The sequence below is a fragment of the Rhodococcus sp. FW305-130 genome, from assembly GCF_058788335.1.
In genome coordinates this window covers 452269-469407 of the sequence record NZ_JBYTAP010000006.1, presented here as the reverse complement: position 1 = coordinate 469407, position 17139 = coordinate 452269, and the positions used below count along the sequence as shown (strand labels likewise).

The window sequence follows — 17139 nt, the reverse complement described above, 5'->3', positions numbered from 1 at the left end:
CTGTGAAAGATGCTCGTGAAGAAAGTGCACTGCGTAGTCCAGTGATTCATGATCTGGATGATTGACCCAGGAGGAGAAACAGTGAGCGAGAACGGTAACGACGCGGGCTATGGGGAGTCGCCGGCGGAGACCACTTCGGTTTTCCGTGCGGACTTCCTCAATGAGCTCGACAACACCTCCTCTGCAGCACCGGCCGCCGAGCAGCCGGTTTCGGGCGTGGAAGGCCTTCCCGCCGGAGCCGCCCTTCTGGTGGTCAAGCGGGGACCGAATGCAGGATCCCGCTTTTTGCTCGATCAGCCGACGACGTCGGCAGGTCGGCACCCGGACAGCGACATCTTCCTCGACGACGTGACCGTCAGCCGTCGTCACGCCGAGTTCCGTCAGGAAGATGCAGATTTCCACGTCGTCGACGTCGGAAGCCTCAACGGCACCTACGTCAACCGTGAGCCTGTCGATTCGGCAGTTCTCGCGAACGGTGACGAGGTTCAGATCGGCAAGTTCCGTCTGGTGTTCCTCACCGGCCCTCGTGCCGGCGGTTCGCAGGTCGGCGAGTCGTCAGCAGGTGCGGGTAGCTAATGACGGCAGTGCGGCAGCAGAGCCAGCCCGGAATGTCGATTGGTTCCGTGCTGGATCGGTTGCGTCCAGATTTTCCCGACGTGACGATTTCGAAGATCCGTTTCCTCGAGTCCGAGGGCTTGATCAGCCCACAACGGACACCGTCGGGATACCGCAGATTCTCTGTCGAGGACTGCGAGCGTCTTCGCTTCGTGCTGACCGCTCAACGCGATCAGTACCTGCCGCTCAAAGTGATCAAAGAACAACTCGAAGCGATCGACAGCGGCGCAGCGACGGTGAGTGCAGAAGTTCCTGCGCCTCGTCGTGCTCGCGTCCTGTCGATCGCTACGGGCGATGTCTCACCCGAGGCTTTCCGGGTCGATCGCGAAGTTCGAGTCGGTCGTCAGGACCTTCTCGCTCGCGCCGACATCGACGATCGGTTTCTGACCGATCTGATCCGCACCGGTTTGGTCGTTCCCGGCGCAGCGGGCTTCTTCGACGAGGACGCCGTGACGCTGGCGCGCACCGCGAAGGCGATGTCCGAGTACGGCTTGGAGGTTCGTCATCTGCGGGCGTTCAAGTTGGCTGCTGATCGTGAAGCAGGACTCGTGACCCAGATCGCCGGACCGGTTGCCAAGGGTCGTGACGCCGGAGCACGTGATCGTGCCGAGGAAATGGTCCGGGAACTGGCTGCGCTGTCGCTGACTTTGCACACATGTCTGGTCAAGTCGGCGGTTCGGGGAAGTCTCGATCGCTGAGTTCCTCGATCAGCGGGGCACACTCGAATAGAATTTCAGTACGACCGCATCGGAGTCGGTCGGCTGGATCACGTCAGGTTGGAGGCAAGCTCGATGGGCGAAATGCGTGTGATCGGAGTTCGTGTCGAGCAGCCTCAGAATCAGCCGGTCCTGTTGCTGCGAGAGTCCGACGGCGATCGGTACCTGCCGATCTGGATCGGGCAAACCGAAGCTACCGCGATTGTTCTCGAACAACAGGGAGTCGAGCCGGCGCGGCCGCTGACTCATGACCTGATCAAGATCTTGATCGAATCATTCGGTCGGAGCCTCAAGGAAGTGCGGATCGTGGACCTGCAAGAGGGCACTTTCTACGCGGATCTCGTCTTCGACGAGCAGACCACCGTCTCGGCACGTCCGTCGGACTCGATTGCATTGGCCCTGCGCATCGGCGTTCCGATCTTCGCGTCGGAGGCTGTTCTCGCCGAGGCCGGTCTGGTCATTCCCGACGAGCGCGAAGACGAGGTCGAGAAGTTCAAGGAATTCCTTGACACCATCTCGCCGGACGACTTCAAGGCCACTGACGGTTAGTCCTGTTTGCCCGTAATCAGGCTTTAGTCTTCAACTCTCAAGTAGAGGTTGAGTCTCGGTCGGCGTGTTGCGTTGACCGAGCACCCTCGTGGTCTTACCGTTGCGTGCGGTGGAGATCTTCTCGCCTTGTCGATCGAGGCGTACTCTGGGTAAGTCCACTCATGGAATTACCTGCCTTGGATTCACATCTGAAAGTTCGGTCGGCACGGGATTCTCGTGACTGCTGATAGCACAGGTTGGTTACATGATGGCGAAGCGAGAGGGAGACGGCAGTGGAAGAACAGTCGAATGAGCGCGGAACGGGCATAGCCGATAGTGCCGAGCCGACTGCAGAAATGTCTTCCGAAGAGCTGCAGCCAGGCCTGTTCCCGGACGATTCCATCCCCGACGACCTCGTCGGATATCGAGTACCCAGTGCGTGCCAGATCGCCGGGATCACGTACCGCCAACTCGACTACTGGGCACGGACGTCGTTGGTTGTTCCGTCAATCCGCGGCGCTGCCGGATCCGGTAGCCAACGTCTGTACTCCTTCAAGGACATCCTCGTTCTGAAGATCGTGAAGCGTCTGCTCGACACCGGCATCTCACTGCAGAACATTCGCGTTGCCGTCGATCACCTCCGTAAGCGCGGCGTCCGCGATCTTGCCAACATCACCCTGTTCTCCGACGGCACCACCGTGTACGAATGCACGTCTCCCGAAGAGGTCGTCGACCTCCTCCAGGGTGGTCAGGGCGTATTCGGCATCGCAGTCAGTGGAGCGATGCGTGAACTCACCGGAACGATCGCCGACTTCCCAGCCGAGCGGGCTGACGGCGGCGAAAGCGATCCCAACCCGGAAGACGAGTTGGCTTCGCGACGCAAGAATCGCGCCAGCCGCAAAACCGGATAACGCACGTCACATCTCTTTGGAGGATGCCACGGTGCAGGTAGGCGTTTCGGTCAACTAGACTGGGCCTGCGTCGCCGGCGTACGGGAGAGCCTCGGATACCGATTCACCGAACTTGTCTTTGTTTCAGTCTTTGTCTCAAAGGCCAGTCGTGAGCGGGATCAGGGCGCCGAAGGAGCAATACCTCCCCGTCAATCTCTCAGGCACCAAGGACCGTACGGGCTCCGACGCCTCTGGAAAGCGGTGGGACAACCCACCCGCCGACGGGGAAAGGCTGTGGCTTCCGTCTATCGGCGGATCACTACCGAATCTCTCAGGCGCTCGGGAATCGAGCATGCGACAGAGGGGGAGGAACGCACCGCAGTTCGGTGTGTGTCCTGATCCTCCGATCTGTCTGGGAGTTGTCGTGATCGACGCTGCAAGCCGTATATTTGCCGACCGCCATGTCGGTCCGAACGCCGCGGAACTCGCGCGCATCCTCGAACTCGTCGGGGTCGATTCACTCGACGAACTGGCAACCAAGGCCGTTCCCTCCGTCATCCTCGACGCTGCCCCGAACGGCATCGCGGCCGGACTCGACGCTCTGCCGCTTCCGGTCGGAGAGCACGAGGCACTTGCCGAACTGACTGCACTCGCAGCCCAGAACACTGTCGCGACGTCGATGATCGGCCTCGGCTACTTCGACACGTTGACGCCGCCGGTGTTGTTGCGCAACATCATCGAGAACCCGGCCTGGTACACCGCGTACACCCCGTATCAGCCGGAGATCAGCCAGGGCCGCCTCGAAGCCCTCCTCAACTTCCAGACCATGGTCGCCGATCTCTCCGGCATGGAACTGGCCAACTCGTCGATGCTCGACGAGGCCACCGCCGCTGCCGAAGCCATGACGCTCCTGCGCCGCGCGAACCGCAGCAAGTCCCCACGCTTTGTCGTCGACGCGGACCTGTACCCGCAGACCCTCGCCGTCATCGAGACACGCGCCGAGCCGCTCGGCATCGAGATCGTCTCCGCAGATCTCACTGCCGGACTGCCCGAGGGTGATTTCTTCGGTGTCATCGCACAGATCCCGGGCGCTTCGGGACGCGTCGTGGACTACACCGCGATCATCGCGCAGGCTCACGAGCGCGGCGCACTGGTTGCCGTCGGCGCCGACCTTCTTGCGATGACGCTCATCACCTCGCCGGGTGAACTGGGTGCGGACGCGTGCTTCGGCACCACCCAGCGCTTCGGTGTTCCCATGGGGTACGGCGGACCGCACGCCGGTTACCTGGCCGTGCACTCCAAGCACGCGCGTCAGCTGCCCGGCCGTTTGGTCGGCGTCTCCATCGACGCCGACGGAGACAAGGCATACCGCCTCGCGCTGCAGACACGTGAGCAGCACATTCGCCGTGAGAAGGCGACATCCAACATCTGTACCGCGCAGGTGCTCCTCGCGATCCTCGCTGCGATGTACGCGAGTTACCACGGCGCCGAGGGACTCAAGGCGATTGCGTTGCGCGTCGCTGCCCGCGCACACGCGTTGGCAAACGGCCTGCGTGAGGGCGGCGTGACCGTAGTCCACGATTCGTTCTTCGACACCGTGCTGGCTCAGGTTCCGGGCAAGGCAGCCGACGTCGTCGCTGCGGCCAAGGAATCCGGGATCAACCTGCGTCTGGTCGATGCCGATCATGTCGGTATCTCCTGCGACGAGGCCACCACCGCCGACCACGTCCTTGCCGTGCTCGACGCGTTCGGGATCGAGGATGCTGTTGTCGCCATCGAAGCCGAGGGCAATTCGGTTCCGGCTGCTCAGGAGCGCACCTCCGACTACCTGCAGCACGAAGCCTTCACCCGTTACCGTACGGAAACGGCAATGCTTCGCTACCTGCGCGCGCTCTCCGACAAGGACATCGCCCTCGATCGCAGCATGATCCCGCTGGGTTCGTGCACCATGAAGCTCAATGCGACCGCCGAGATGGAATCCATCACCTGGCCCGCGTTCAACGCGATCCATCCGTTCGCGCCCACGTCGGATGCACCCGGTCTGCTGAAGATCATCAAGGATCTCGAAGACTGGCTGGTCGCGGTCACCGGCTATGACAACGTCAGCCTGCAACCCAACGCCGGCAGCCAGGGGGAGTACGCGGGCCTGCTCGCGATCCGCAACTACCACCTCAGCCGGGGCGACGACCACCGCGACACCTGCCTCATCCCGTCGAGTGCTCACGGCACCAACGCGGCGTCTGCCGTCATGGCCGGGATGCGCGTCGAGGTTGTCGCCTGCCGTCCCAACGGTGACGTCGACGTCGACGATCTGCGCGCGAAGATCGCCGATCACGCCGAGCGTCTCGCCGCGATCATGATCACCTACCCTTCAACACACGGTGTCTACGAGCATGAGATCTCCGACATCTGCGCAGCGGTACACGACGCCGGTGGCCAGGTGTACGTCGACGGGGCCAACCTCAATGCGCTTGTCGGCCTTGCCCGTCCGGGCCGATTCGGCGGCGACGTCAGCCACCTGAATCTGCACAAGACCTTCTGCATCCCGCACGGCGGCGGCGGACCCGGCGTCGGCCCGATCGGTGTGCGCTCACACTTGACGCCGTTCTTGCCCGGACATCCGATGGCCCCCGAACTCGGTGGTAGAGGCACGATCTCGGCAGCGCCGTACGGCAGTGCGTCCATCCTGCCCATCACCTGGACCTACATCCGGATGATGGGGGCTCAGGGCCTGCGCCGCGCCAGCCTGACCGCCATCGCGTCGGCCAACTACATCGCGCGTCGACTCGACGAGTACTTCCCGGTTCTCTACACCGGCGAGAACGGCATGGTCGCGCACGAGTGCATCCTCGACCTCCGTGGGTTGACCAAGGACACTGGCGTCACCGTCGACGACGTGGCAAAGCGTCTGGCCGACTACGGTTTCCATGCACCGACCATGAGCTTCCCCGTGGTCGGCACACTGATGGTCGAGCCCACCGAGAGCGAAAACCTCGAAGAGATCGACGAGTTCTGCGAGGCGATGATCGCTATTCGCGGCGAAATCGATCGCGTCGGCGCCGGCGAGTGGACGGTGGAGGACAACCCGCTACGCGGTGCTCCCCACACTGCCGGAAGCATTGCAGCGCAGTGGGATCACCCGTACTCGCGTGAGATCGCCGTCTTCCCGCGAGGCAAGGCTCGCCCGAAGGTGTGGCCGTCCGTGCGTCGTATCGACGGTGCACATGGCGACCGCAACCTGGTCTGCTCGTGCCCGCCGATCGAAGCGTTCGCAGGCAACTAAGGCGTGTGCCCGCCGGAGATCATCACCTCTCGCGTACGAGTTCGAGAACGGTGATCTCCGGCGGTGCGCCGACGCGTACCGGCGGGCCCCAAGCCCCGGCGCCACGCGTCGTGTACAGCACTGTGTTTCCGACCCTGTCCAAGCCTTGCACCGAAGGTTGCTGCAGCGGAACGAGATAGCGCAGCGGCCACATCTGACCGCCGTGAGTGTGCCCGGACAGCTGCAGATCGATACCCATCTCGGACGCCTCGATCGCTTGACGCGGTTCGTGCGCGAGCAGCAAGGCGAAAGTATTCGCATCGCGACCTGCGAGCGCGGCAGTAAGGTTCGGCTCGTACGGGGCCGGCGACGTGTAGTCGTGGATGCCCACGATGTCGATGGTGTCGCCGTCATGCTGGATCGAGGCGCGGCTGTTGCGAAGTGTGGTGATCCCCAATGTTTCCCACACGTCGAGCCATTTGCCACCGTCGTCCGCGTAGAACTCGTGGTTTCCGCTGACTCCGAAGATTCCGTCCGGCGCCTGAAGATCGGCGAGCGGAGCAAGATCGGGAGCAACTTTTGCGACGGTGCCGTCCACGAGATCGCCGCCGATCGCGATCAGATCGACATTCTGCGAGTTCACGATCTCGACCACTTTGCGGGTGAAGTCGACCCCGCGGGCCGGTCCCACGTGCAGGTCGGTGATCAAGGCGATCCGGTATCCGTTGAAGCGCTCAGGTAGGCGAGCAAGCGGCACGCGGACGCGTGAAATCTTGGGGCCCGACGCCTCGTAGACGCCGTAGCCGGCGGTGCCGATCGCCGCGAGAGTGACTGCTGCTGTAGCCAACTGCAACGTACGACGCTTGGCCGGGTCGACTTCGGTCGTGGTATCCGTGCGGCGTGCACGTAGTCGACTGATCCTGGCAAACAGGCCGATCACGAGCAGTCCGGGAATCAGGTACAGCCACGAAGCCAGCCAGACCCATCCGAGAAATCCGATCGGTCGCGCCCAGGACGTCGGGAAGATTTCGCCGCTGCCGACCCCGATGAGCGTCGAGACCGCCAAGACGACAAGCGCAGTGTCGGCAAGACGAGCCCATCGCCTCGGGATGCCGGTGGCGCGAACGAGTCGGCGGTGCAGGAACCAGGTCAGAAGGGCGAGAAGGACTGCAAAAACCGCGACGCGCCCCATCAGGACAGCATCTTGGTCACTGTGGCCGCGAGAGCGGGGTCGGACGTCGAATCGACGCGAACCAAGGTTCCGCCGGTCCGATCCGAGACGTCTTGGAGTGTGGAGACGTCGTCGCCCGCACCGACGACGATCACGTCGACCTGTACCGGACGCGACGGATTGCCCGCAGCGGCGATCGCGCTGAGCAGTTCGGCTCGCGTCGTGGTGGATTCGTCAGGTGTACTCGAGGTGATCAGCAGCACCGAGTTGACTCGTCCCGCGTCGAAACCGTCAACCGCGGCTTTGTAGGAGCTGGCAAGCGCCGGATACTTGGAGGTCTTTCCGCCGGCTCGAAGCCCGTTGAGGAAATCGGTGATGGTGGCGCGCCGATTCGGCTCGGACAGTGAACCGCCCGGAACCAGGATGCGCTCGGACGGTTTTCCGTCGGTGCCCGTGCTGAACTCGCGAAGGCCGATGTCCGAAGCGTCAGGGCTGCGACCCAACTGGGTGTTCACTGCCGCGGCAACGTTCGCCAAGCGGGTAGCGCCACCGTCGTCGGTACCCATCGACGCCGACGTGTCCATCAGGATGGTGGCACTACGCGGAGAGACCGGATTGGCGACGATGTCACCGAGCGCAGCTGCGGTTTCGGCCGAAGCCGGTTTCAACGTGGACGAGATCTTGGCCGGAGACACCGCACCGAGATCGGGAAGATCTTGACCCTCGACCCGGAAACCGGCGCCGACGAACAATTGTGACTGATTCGGCTCACGCATGAAATCGGCAAACTGCGCCGCTGCGCGCGAGGCGGTTTCGTCGATCCCGCTGCCCGAGACGATGACCGCCGGATAGTCCGCGACTGGCGTTGCGCCGGCGGGGGAGTACGTCGTCATCGCCGCGTTCGCGCTCTGCGCTATCGACTGTTCCGTGGCCGGAACGGCTTTCACCGAATCCGGTGTTCCGGCGCTCAGTGCTCCGAGGGCTTCGGCGGTGGACGTGGGGGGAGTCGGTAAGGATTGGAACTGCAACGCCCGCGCACTGAGCGCAGCGTTGACCTGCGCGGACTTCGCCTGATCCGTCGTGACCGGACCGGCACCCGCATCGGCGACGTCGGCAGCGATCGCCTGTGCGGCCATCGAGGTTTCGGTGCTTCCGACCGGCAGGGCGACCGTCAGATCGGAAGGCAATGACTTCCAACTCGATGCTGCGCCGACCAATGTTGCCGCGGTCTCGGGGCCGGCTGCCAGAACGATCGGGGAACTCGCGAGCGAGCGAGGATCACCGTTGATCACGGCCTTGCCCGCCAGCGGCGCGAGTTCGAACGAGCTCGTCGGGATCCACAGGGAGGGACGCGGTCCCAATGCTGCGTCGTCCCAGGATGCCGCCGGACCGGCTTCGAGTGCCGTCGAGACCGACGCGGACGGCGCACCGTGCACCACGACGGTGATGCAGTGATCGCGCACGACCGGAGAGGTCTGGGTGTACCGCTTGGCCAGTTCCTCGATCTGTGGGGCGATGGACGGATCCGCGGTGACGTCGAGTGTCTTGTTGCCTTCGACGCACGTACCTGCTGCCTGCTGGCCCTGATCGTCGATCCGGTTGCTGAGGGCCTTCCACCCGAAGAAGCCTGCAACGATCAAGACGATCAGCACGACGACGAGAATCGGCCCCTTGCTGATACCTCTGGCGCCTGACCCGCCGCGATGTTCGCCCACGTACCTTGCCCTACCTTGGTCACTCGAAGAATGTCTGCTGAACGGACTGTGTCCTCGGCCAGTCTAGTGACGAATCTTCGGGGCCTACGCGAACAGCCTCGACACCGGTAGCGGTGCCGAGGCTGTTCGGGTTCAGCTTCGAGTTCGAAGAAGGTGAAATCAGGCGTTGGCAGCCTTGTACTCGCGGCGGCGGCGATGCAGGATCGGCTCCGTGTATCCGCTGGGCTGCTTCGCGCCTTCGAGGATGAGTTCCTTGGCAGCCTGGAACGCGATGTTGGAATCGAAATCAGGTGCCATGTTGCGGTACTCGGCGTCGCCCTCGTTCTGACGGTCGACAACCGGGGCCATGCGCTCGAGTGCACTGACAACGTCGCTCTCGCTGACGATGCCGTGACGCAGCCAGTTGGCGAGCAGCTGGCTCGAGATGCGCAGGGTGGCGCGGTCCTCCATGAGCGCGACATCGTGGATGTCGGGAACCTTGGAGCAGCCGACACCCGCGTCGATCCAGCGGACGACGTAGCCGAGGATGGACTGGCAGTTGTTGTCGAGCTCTTCCTTCTTCTCCGCGTCCGTCCAGTCGGTGCTGGGAGCGAGCGGGATGGTCAGGATGTCGTCGACGCTCGCACGCGGCTTGCCCTTCAGGCTGTCCTGAACAGCGAACACGTCGACGCGGTGGTAGTGCGTCGCGTGCAGCGTTGCGCCGGTCGGCGAAGGAACCCACGCGGTGTTGGCGCCGGCCTTGGGGTGGCCGATCTTCTGCTCGAGCATGTCTGCCATCAGCTCGGTCATGGCCCACATGCCCTTGCCGATCTGCGCCTTGCCCTGCAGTCCGCAGGCCAGTCCGGTGTCGACGTTCCAGTCCTCGTAGGCACCGATCCACTTCTGCTTCTTCATCTCGGCCTTGCGCACCATCGCGCCGGCTTCCATGGAGGTGTGGATCTCGTCGCCGGTGCGGTCGAGGAAGCCGGTGTTGATGAACACGACGCGGTCGACGGCTTCCTTGATGCAGGCAGCGAGGTTGACTGTCGTGCGACGCTCCTCGTCCATGATGCCGACCTTGAGCGTGTTCTCGGGAAGCCCGAGGACCTGCTCGACGCGGCCGAACAGTTCGGTGGTGAAGGCAACTTCCTCGGGGCCGTGCTGCTTGGGCTTGACGATGTAGATCGAGCCGGTGCGGCTGTTGTCGAGCGGGCCGTTGGCGTCACTGATCGAGAGGCCGTGCACTGCACAGGTGCTCGTGATCAAAGCGTCGAGAATGCCCTCGGGGACCTCGTTGCCGTCGGCATCGAGGATCGCGGGATTGGTCATGAGGTGACCGACGTTGCGGACGAACAGGAGCGAACGACCGTGCAGGCTGAGTTCGCTGCCGTCGACGGCGGTGTACTTACGGTCGCCGTTGAGCGTACGAGTGAAGGACTTGGCGCCCTTCTTGATCTCCTCGGACAGATCACCGCGATTGAGGCCCAACCAGTTCCGGTAACCGACAACCTTGTCGTCGGCGTCGACAGCGGCGACCGAGTCCTCGAAGTCCATGATCGTGGTGACGGCCGATTCGAGAACGACGTCCTTGACACCGGCGGCGTCGGTGCTGCCGATCGGGGAGGACGCGTCGATCTGGATCTCGGCGTGCAATCCGTTGTTGAGCAGCAGGATGCTCGTCGGTGCGTCCTTCTCGCCGAGGTAGCCGACGAACTTCTCCGGCTGGGCGAGGGTGGTGACCGTACCGTCTGCCAACGTGATCTTCAGTTCACTGCCGTCGATCACGTACTTGGTCGAATCTGCATGCGACCCCGACGCGAGAGGTGCTGCCGCGTCGAGGAATTCACGCGCCCAGGCGATGACCTTGTCGCCTCGGACCTTGTTGTAGCCGGAACCCTTCTCGGCGCCGTTCTCCTCCGAGATGGCGTTGGTGCCGTACAGCGCGTCGTACAACGAACCCCAGCGGGCGTTGGACGCGTTGAGAGCGAAGCGCGCGTTGAGGATCGGCACGACCAACTGCGGGCCGGCCGTCGAGGTGATCTCAGTGTCGACGTTCGCGGTGGTGACCGAGAACTCGGCAGGCGTCGGCAAGAGGTAGCCGATCTCCTGCAGGAACGCCTTGTATGCGGCAGCGTCGATGGGAGCGCCGGCATGATCGCGATGCCACTGATCGATCTGAGCCTGCAGATCGTCACGCTTGGCAAGCAAATCGCGGTTCTTCGGTGCGAGCTCGGTGATGACCTTGTCGGCGCCGGCCCAGAACGTCTCGGCGTCTACACCGGTGCCGGGAAGAGCCTCCTCGACCACGAAGTCGTAGAGAACCTTGGCAACCTGAAGACTGCCGACCTGAACGCGCTCAGTCATGAATAGCCTCACTTTTCCGAAAGCGGAGCACCACATATGGATGCCATGAACCAACATCAATGTTACCTGGGAGTATTCCCACCGCTGTCCGCGCCCTGAGCTGCGATAATCGGGCGCGAAGAGCTGAAACGATCAAGTGAAATTCGTTCTGTCTAGAGTTTGCGCGCGGAAATCTCGAAACCGGCCTTGGTTAGACGCTCGACCAGGACGTCGCCGAGCGCTGTCGATGGAGTCAATACGCCGGTGGCCGCGGGGAGATCCTTGTGGTCCTTCGCCAATGACAACGCAGATTCGCCGAGCATTACCGCCGTCGCGCTGTATCCCGGGTCGCCCTTCGCCTTCACTCGTGAGGTGTATCGAGCGCCGGTCGTGGTCGTGGTGAACACATCGAGCGTGAAGTGCCCCTTCTTCTGGGTGCTCTCGCTCGGGCCCTCGCCGGGCGCAGGCAATACCTTGTCGAGAAGGAAACGCGTCGGAGGAAGAGCGAGTCCGGCGACCAGTGCGCCGAGGCCGACTGCGACACCGCCCGCGATTACCGGTGACACCACCGAGGAGCCGACGCTCATCACCTCGCTGTACTTGAACTTCTTGCCGTACGCCCACTCTCGGAGCGCATTGCTGCGACGGACGACTCGTGTGTTGTACGACGCCATCACGAACGGTGCCTTCCATCCCTTCAACGACGGATCGATCTTCTTGCCGTCGACCACGCTCACGTCGCTCTGTCGTCCGAGGTCCGGCTCCCGGTCACGATCGGGGCTCAGTGAATACGGCGAGGCAGCGAGTTTCCGTAGGCGCGCATCGTCTTTCGACACGTCGATCTGATTGCGAAGCGAATCGATCGTGCCACCGCTCACGCCGCCGCGCAGCGCCGTGACCACCAGCGTTGTGTCGGTGAGCTCACCGGCGCCGTCGGCAGTGACCTTCTCGTGGAGGACGTGAACTCCGAGATCGGAAGGGATGGAATCGAATCCGCAGGAATGGACGATCTTTGCGCCGGTCGAGACCGCCAGCTCATGGTTGGCGTCGATGCTCTCGCGGTGGAACAGCACCTCACCGGTGAGGTCGACGTAATGAGTTCCGGCGGAGGCGCATTCGTGAACAAGGGTGTGACCGTACTTGGCGTACGGGCCGACCGTGGTGGCGACGACCCGAGTTCGCTGCGCGAGCGCTTTCAATGCGGTGGCGTCGTCGGCGTCGGCGATGATCAGGGGGAGATCGGCGGCGGCGGTACCCAGATCGGCGCGAGTGGCTGCCAACTTCTCGAGGGAGCGGCCACCGAGGCCGATCTTCGTGCCTTCGGGAGCGTGTTTGACGAGGTAGTCGGCGAGTAGCTTTCCGACGAAGCCGCTCGCTCCGTAGACGATGATGTCGAGTTCTCGGGCGGGCGAGGTTCCAGTCATGGAGCCAGCCTACAAACGCGTACTCGAAAGTGATGTGACCGTGGTCACTCAGCAGGGAGGGGTTCCTTGACGACGAGGATCGGAGCCTCCACTTCGAGCAGGAGACGCTGCAGCGGGCGTTCGAGGAGGAACTTGCCGATGGGGGACATCCGGCGTGTTCCGACGATCAGGAGATCGACACCCGCGCCGTGGACCAGGTTCACGAGCGCGGTCACCGGATCGCCGTCGTGCTCGGTGGTGCGCAGATCCCACTTCGTCTCCGAGAATCCACCGGCGTCGAGCGCTGACTGAATCTCGCCGCGAAGAGCGGCCCGATCGTCCTCGGTGTCTCCGGTGTCGGCCGTGTCCCCGATGTTGACATCGTCCAGGACGTGCAGAACCAGCAGTTCCTCGCTTCGACCCACGGATTCCCGTGCGGCGGCCACGATTGCGGCGCGGCCTTCCGGGCTGTCCTTGTGTACGACGGCGATCGTCATGGTTCCTCCGAGTCGGTGAGCAGGTTCGCAGTCCATTATCGCCTGCAATGCTGTGCCCTACCTGAATTGAGCTACTCGACACGGGGGTTTGGCGGTGACGAGATCGCCACATCGGGGCGCCTAGGTGCTGCCTGTCACCACTGCGGGGTGCCGCCCATCACCACGGCGAGGGTTTGTAATCCTTGAGGAAGCAGCCGTGCAGGTCGATACCCAGTTCGCCCTGAACGATGGGGTCGTAGACGCGGGCTGCACCGTCGACGAGGTCGAGTGGTGCGTGGAAACCTTCGTCGGCCAACCGCATCTTGGTGAAGTGCGGGCGTTCGTCGGTGATCCAGCCGGTGTCGACGGCGGTCATGAGGATGCCGTCGTTGAGCATTTCCTTGGAGCTGGTGCGGGTCAGCATGTTCAGTGCTGCCTTGGCCATGTTGGTGTGCGGGTGGCCAGGGCCCTTGTACGCGCGGCTGAACTGGCCTTCCATGGCGGAGACATTCACGACGTACTTGCGTCGCGCAGCTGCCGCGGCCATCGACGGGCGCAGGCGTGAAACGAGGATGAAGGGCGCTACCGAGTTGCAGAGCTGGACTTCGAGAAGCTCGATCGGATCGACTTCCTCGACGGTCTGGACCCAACTGTTGGTGTGCGCGAGGTCCGGCAGCAGCCCGCCGGCGTCGATGGCGATGCCTTGCTCGATGCGATCGGGTGAAGCCGACTTGGCGACGAGTGCGAGCGAACTGACCGCGTCGGCGGACAGATTTCCGGAGGTGATGCTTGCGACGTCCGACAGCGATCCGGCCAGAGCCGCGGGGTGAGCGTCGCTCGTCTTGCCGAAGGTCAGGACATCAGGAAGTTCACCGGCGGGCAGGGCACCGGACTCGGCATCGACCAAGGCGCCGTAAGCGCCGGGGGAGCGTCGAACAGTTTGTGCGGCGTTGTTGATGAGGATGTCGAGCGGCCCCTGTGCGGCAACGGAATCCGCGAGTGCAACAACCTGGGCGGGGTCGCGGAGGTCGATGCCGACGATGCGCAGACGGTGAATCCAGTCGTTGCTGTCTTCCATCGCCTTGAATCGGCGGATCGCGTCGTTGGGGAATCGCGTCGTGATGGTCAGATGCGCGCCGTCACGCAGCAGGCGCAGCGCGATGTACATACCGATCTTCGCGCGGCCGCCGGTCAGAAGTGCGCGTCGGCCGGTCAGATCAGTGCTCGCATCACGTTTGCTGCGGCTGGTGGCAGCGCACTCGGGGCACAGTTGGTGGTAGAAGGCGTCGACTGCGGTGTAGCGCTGCTTGCAGATGTAGCACGGTCGCGCCTTGATGAGCGTGCCGGCGGAAGCGCCGGCGGTGTTCGACTTGATCGGAATGCCTGCGGTCTCGTCGTCGATGCGATCGGGTGAACCTGTGGCAGTCGCGGCGACTACTTGGCGGTCCGCTTCGTTGACGGCTGCGCGCGAGGCGAGGCGGCGCTTCTTCTTGAGTCGCTTGAACAGATGGCCGACAGCGCGCTGCATGGTGATCGAATCGGGATGCTCGTCGTCGAGTTCGGCGGCTTCGGAAAGGACCTTCAGGCAGATTTCGAGTTCTGCGGGGTCGAGGCCGGTGAGTTCGGCTCGAGCAGATTCTGAATCGGCTGTTTCCAGCGAATCTGCCTGCAGTGCATCCGACTTCTTGGTGTCTGTATCCACTTCGAACTTCTGTTCCATCTCGATCGCCGCTCGCGCGGACTGTTCCCTGGTGCGGGAACTTCGCCAATTACGAGAAAAGCTCCGGTTCGATGAACCGGAGCTTTTCCTGTCTGTCTCAACACAGAGTGTCCGAGGGGGGACTTGAACCCCCACGTCCGTTAATAGGACACTAGCACCTCAAGCTAGCGCGTCTGCCATTCCGCCACTCGGACTCGGCCCCGATTTCTCGGTGCTGGGAAAGAGTATCCGATTAGGTGAGCTGCCCCAAATCGCCAGGTTGCGGGGCATTCCGGTCGCCCGCGTCGTTTGATTCGATGGTAGGAAAGTGGAATGACCACAACCCCGAATAATCCGAATCCGAGCAGAGCCGAAGCAGAAGTAGTCGAACTGGTCAGTTCTCTCATCCGCTTCGACACCTCGAACACGGGAGAACTCGAAACCACCAAGGGTGAGCGTGCGTGCGCGGAGTGGGTTGCCGCGCAGCTTCAAGAAGTCGGCTACGAGACGGAATACGTCGAGTCCGGTGCACCCGGACGCGGGAACGTCTTTGCCCGCTTGAAGGGAGCTGAGTCGGGTCGAGGCGCATTGATGCTTCACGGTCACCTCGACGTCGTTCCGGCCGAGCCCGCCGACTGGAGCGTCCATCCCTTTGCCGGCACCGTCCAGGACGGTTACGTCTGGGGGCGCGGAGCCGTGGACATGAAGGACATGGTCGGGATGATCTTGGCCCTCGCCAGGCAGTTCAAGGCGGAAGGCGTCGTACCGCCGCGTGATCTGGTGTTCGCCTTCGTGGCGGACGAGGAAGCGGGCGGCAAGTACGGATGCCAGTGGCTGGTCGAGCACCGCCCGGATCTGTTCGAGGGAGTGACCGAAGCCGTCGGTGAGGTGGGCGGTTTCTCGCTGACGGTTCCGCGGCCGGACGGAACCGACCGCAGGCTCTACCTCGTGGAGACTGCGGAAAAGGGCCTCGGTTGGATGCGTCTGACGGCCAAGGGACGCGCCGGGCACGGCTCCTTCCTCCACGACGACAACGCAGTCGCGACACTCGCCGGCGCGGTCTCGAGACTCGCTGCTCATCAGTTCCCGATCGTGATCTCGGATTCGGTTGCCGAGTTCCTCACCGCCGTCGGCGAAGAGACCGGATTGGACTTCGATCCAGGATCACCCGACATCGACGGGACTCTCGCGAAGTTGGGGACGATCGCCAACATCATCGGGGCGACCTTCCGTGACACGGCGAACCCGACGATGCTCAAGGCCGGATACAAGGCGAACGTCATTCCGCAGACTGCCGAGGCAGTCTTCGACTGCCGCGTGCTGCCGGGACGGCAGGCTGAATTCGAGCGCACGGTGGACCAGCTGATCGGCCCCGACGTGACCCGCGAGTGGATCACCAAGCTCGATTCGTACGAAACAACGTTCGACGGCCACCTCGTAGACGCCATGAACGAGGCGATCCTCGCCCATGATCCGGAGGCTCGCACAGTTCCGTACATGCTCTCCGGCGGAACCGACGCGAAGGCATTCGCGAAACTGGGCATTCGCTGCTTCGGCTTCGCGCCGTTGCAGTTGCCGCCCGAGCTCGATTTCAGTGCGCTGTTCCACGGCGTCGACGAGCGAGTTCCGGTGGACGCACTACTGTTCGGGACACGTGTTCTGGAACATTTCCTGCTCAATTCCTGACGAGCACGTAGATAGATCCGTGAGCTCGACGCACATCGAGCTCTCTTGTCACAGAAAGGATTCGCATGGCGCACGATCCGTACGAACCATTGCCGAAGTTGTCGAGTTTCGAGCTGACCAGTGACGACATCACTGCGGGCCAGCCGCTGAAGCTTGCTCAGGCCAGTGGAGCCTTCGGAGTTCCCGGTGGCGAAGACATCTCACCGCAGCTCTCGTGGTCCGGCTTTCCGGCCGAGACGAAGAGCTTCGTGGTGACGGTGTTCGATCCGGACGCACCGACGGCGTCAGGATTCTGGCACTGGGCCGTGGCGAACATCCCCGCTTCCGTCACCCAACTCCCGGCCGGTGCCGGCGCGGCGGACAGCGATGTCCTGCCCGCCGGAACCGTCACCCTCCGCCACGACGGTGGCGGGTTCGGTTTCATCGGCGCAGGCCCGCCTCCCGGGCACGGTCCGCATCGCTACATCGTGGCGGTGCATGCCCTCGACGTGGAGACGCTCGACGGAGTCACCCCTGACTCGTCGCCGGCGTTCCTCGGTTTCAACGTGTTCCATCACGCGATTGCGCGTGCAACCCTGACCGGGACGTTCGAGGTCGAGTAATCACTTTGCTGTGCGCCTTTATTAACCGCGGGCGGTTAATAAAGGCGCACAGCA

The 17139-nt window shown here is 63.3% G+C and carries 13 protein-coding genes, 1 tRNA gene and 1 riboswitch; of the genes, 7 read left to right on the top strand and 7 right to left on the bottom strand.

All coding sequences use genetic code 11. From position 1 onward, the window contains the following. Positions 1-81: 81 nt before the first annotated feature. The 5 genes from garA to gcvP all read left to right on the top strand — a co-directional run bounded on the left by garA (position 82) and on the right by gcvP (position 6032). On the top strand, positions 82-576 hold the full coding sequence (gene garA / locus AC3WQS_RS21195; RefSeq protein WP_003946166.1) for a glycogen accumulation regulator GarA: 495 nt from the start codon (positions 82-84) through the stop codon (positions 574-576). Next, the gene (gene ftsR / locus AC3WQS_RS21190; protein WP_003946161.1) at positions 576-1313 is read left to right on the top strand and encodes a transcriptional regulator FtsR; all 738 of its coding nucleotides are present in this window, start codon (positions 576-578) and stop codon (positions 1311-1313) included. The genes garA and ftsR overlap by 1 nt, the downstream gene beginning before the upstream one ends. Positions 1314-1406: 93 nt before the next feature. Continuing rightward, a complete protein-coding gene (locus tag AC3WQS_RS21185) occupies positions 1407-1880 on the top strand; it encodes a bifunctional nuclease family protein (protein WP_003946194.1) in 474 nt (157 codons plus the stop codon). A 335-nt stretch (positions 1881-2215) separates the two neighbouring features. Then, entirely contained in the window at positions 2216-2770 is a 555-nt protein-coding gene (locus AC3WQS_RS21180) for a MerR family transcriptional regulator (RefSeq protein ID WP_021344354.1), read from the top strand. Between the two features lie 220 nt (positions 2771-2990). Further along, a riboswitch (glycine riboswitch) is annotated at positions 2991-3120 on the top strand. A 53-nt stretch (positions 3121-3173) separates the two neighbouring features. Continuing rightward, complete coding sequence (gene gcvP / locus AC3WQS_RS21175) at positions 3174-6032, top strand: aminomethyl-transferring glycine dehydrogenase (protein WP_084324765.1); 2859 nt, start codon at positions 3174-3176, stop codon at positions 6030-6032. A 22-nt stretch (positions 6033-6054) separates the two neighbouring features. On the opposite strand, the gene AC3WQS_RS21170 is transcribed toward gcvP, so the two are convergent. From AC3WQS_RS21170 to AC3WQS_RS21140, 7 genes are all read right to left on the bottom strand, one after another. Then, positions 6055-7203 carry a metallophosphoesterase gene (locus AC3WQS_RS21170; RefSeq protein WP_492712268.1) on the bottom strand — a complete coding sequence of 383 codons (1149 nt, stop codon included), beginning with the start codon at positions 7201-7203 and terminating at the stop codon, positions 6055-6057. Further along, positions 7203-8897, bottom strand: coding sequence for a VWA domain-containing protein (locus AC3WQS_RS21165; RefSeq protein ID WP_084324763.1), 1695 nt, complete (start codon positions 8895-8897; stop codon positions 7203-7205). Before AC3WQS_RS21165 ends, AC3WQS_RS21170 begins: the two co-directional genes overlap by 1 nt. A 159-nt stretch (positions 8898-9056) precedes the next feature. Beyond that, positions 9057-11240: a malate synthase G gene (locus AC3WQS_RS21160; RefSeq protein WP_019748551.1), complete on the bottom strand. Its 2184-nt coding sequence runs from the start codon at positions 11238-11240 to the stop codon at positions 9057-9059. Positions 11241-11392: 152 nt separating this feature from the next. Continuing rightward, the gene (locus AC3WQS_RS21155; RefSeq protein WP_021344351.1) at positions 11393-12643 is read right to left on the bottom strand and encodes a saccharopine dehydrogenase family protein; all 1251 of its coding nucleotides are present in this window, start codon (positions 12641-12643) and stop codon (positions 11393-11395) included. Between the two features lie 44 nt (positions 12644-12687). Beyond that, positions 12688-13119 carry a universal stress protein gene (locus AC3WQS_RS21150; RefSeq protein WP_020723653.1) on the bottom strand — a complete coding sequence of 144 codons (432 nt, stop codon included), beginning with the start codon at positions 13117-13119 and terminating at the stop codon, positions 12688-12690. Positions 13120-13276: 157 nt separating this feature from the next. Further along, entirely contained in the window at positions 13277-14818 is a 1542-nt protein-coding gene (locus AC3WQS_RS21145) for an SDR family NAD(P)-dependent oxidoreductase (protein ID WP_492712264.1), read from the bottom strand. A 108-nt stretch (positions 14819-14926) separates the two neighbouring features. Beyond that, positions 14927-15012 (bottom strand) — tRNA-Leu (locus AC3WQS_RS21140). A gap of 118 nt (positions 15013-15130) precedes the next feature. On the opposite strand from AC3WQS_RS21140, the gene AC3WQS_RS21135 reads away from it, so the two are divergent. Together AC3WQS_RS21135 and AC3WQS_RS21130 are read left to right on the top strand one after the other, a co-directional pair. Beyond that, entirely contained in the window at positions 15131-16483 is a 1353-nt protein-coding gene (locus tag AC3WQS_RS21135) for a M20/M25/M40 family metallo-hydrolase (RefSeq protein WP_003946170.1), read from the top strand. 65 nt (positions 16484-16548) lie between these two features. Next, positions 16549-17085 (top strand): YbhB/YbcL family Raf kinase inhibitor-like protein, encoded by a 537-nt coding sequence (locus tag AC3WQS_RS21130; protein WP_492712262.1) that lies wholly within the window; start codon positions 16549-16551, stop codon positions 17083-17085. Positions 17086-17139 lie beyond the last annotated feature (54 nt).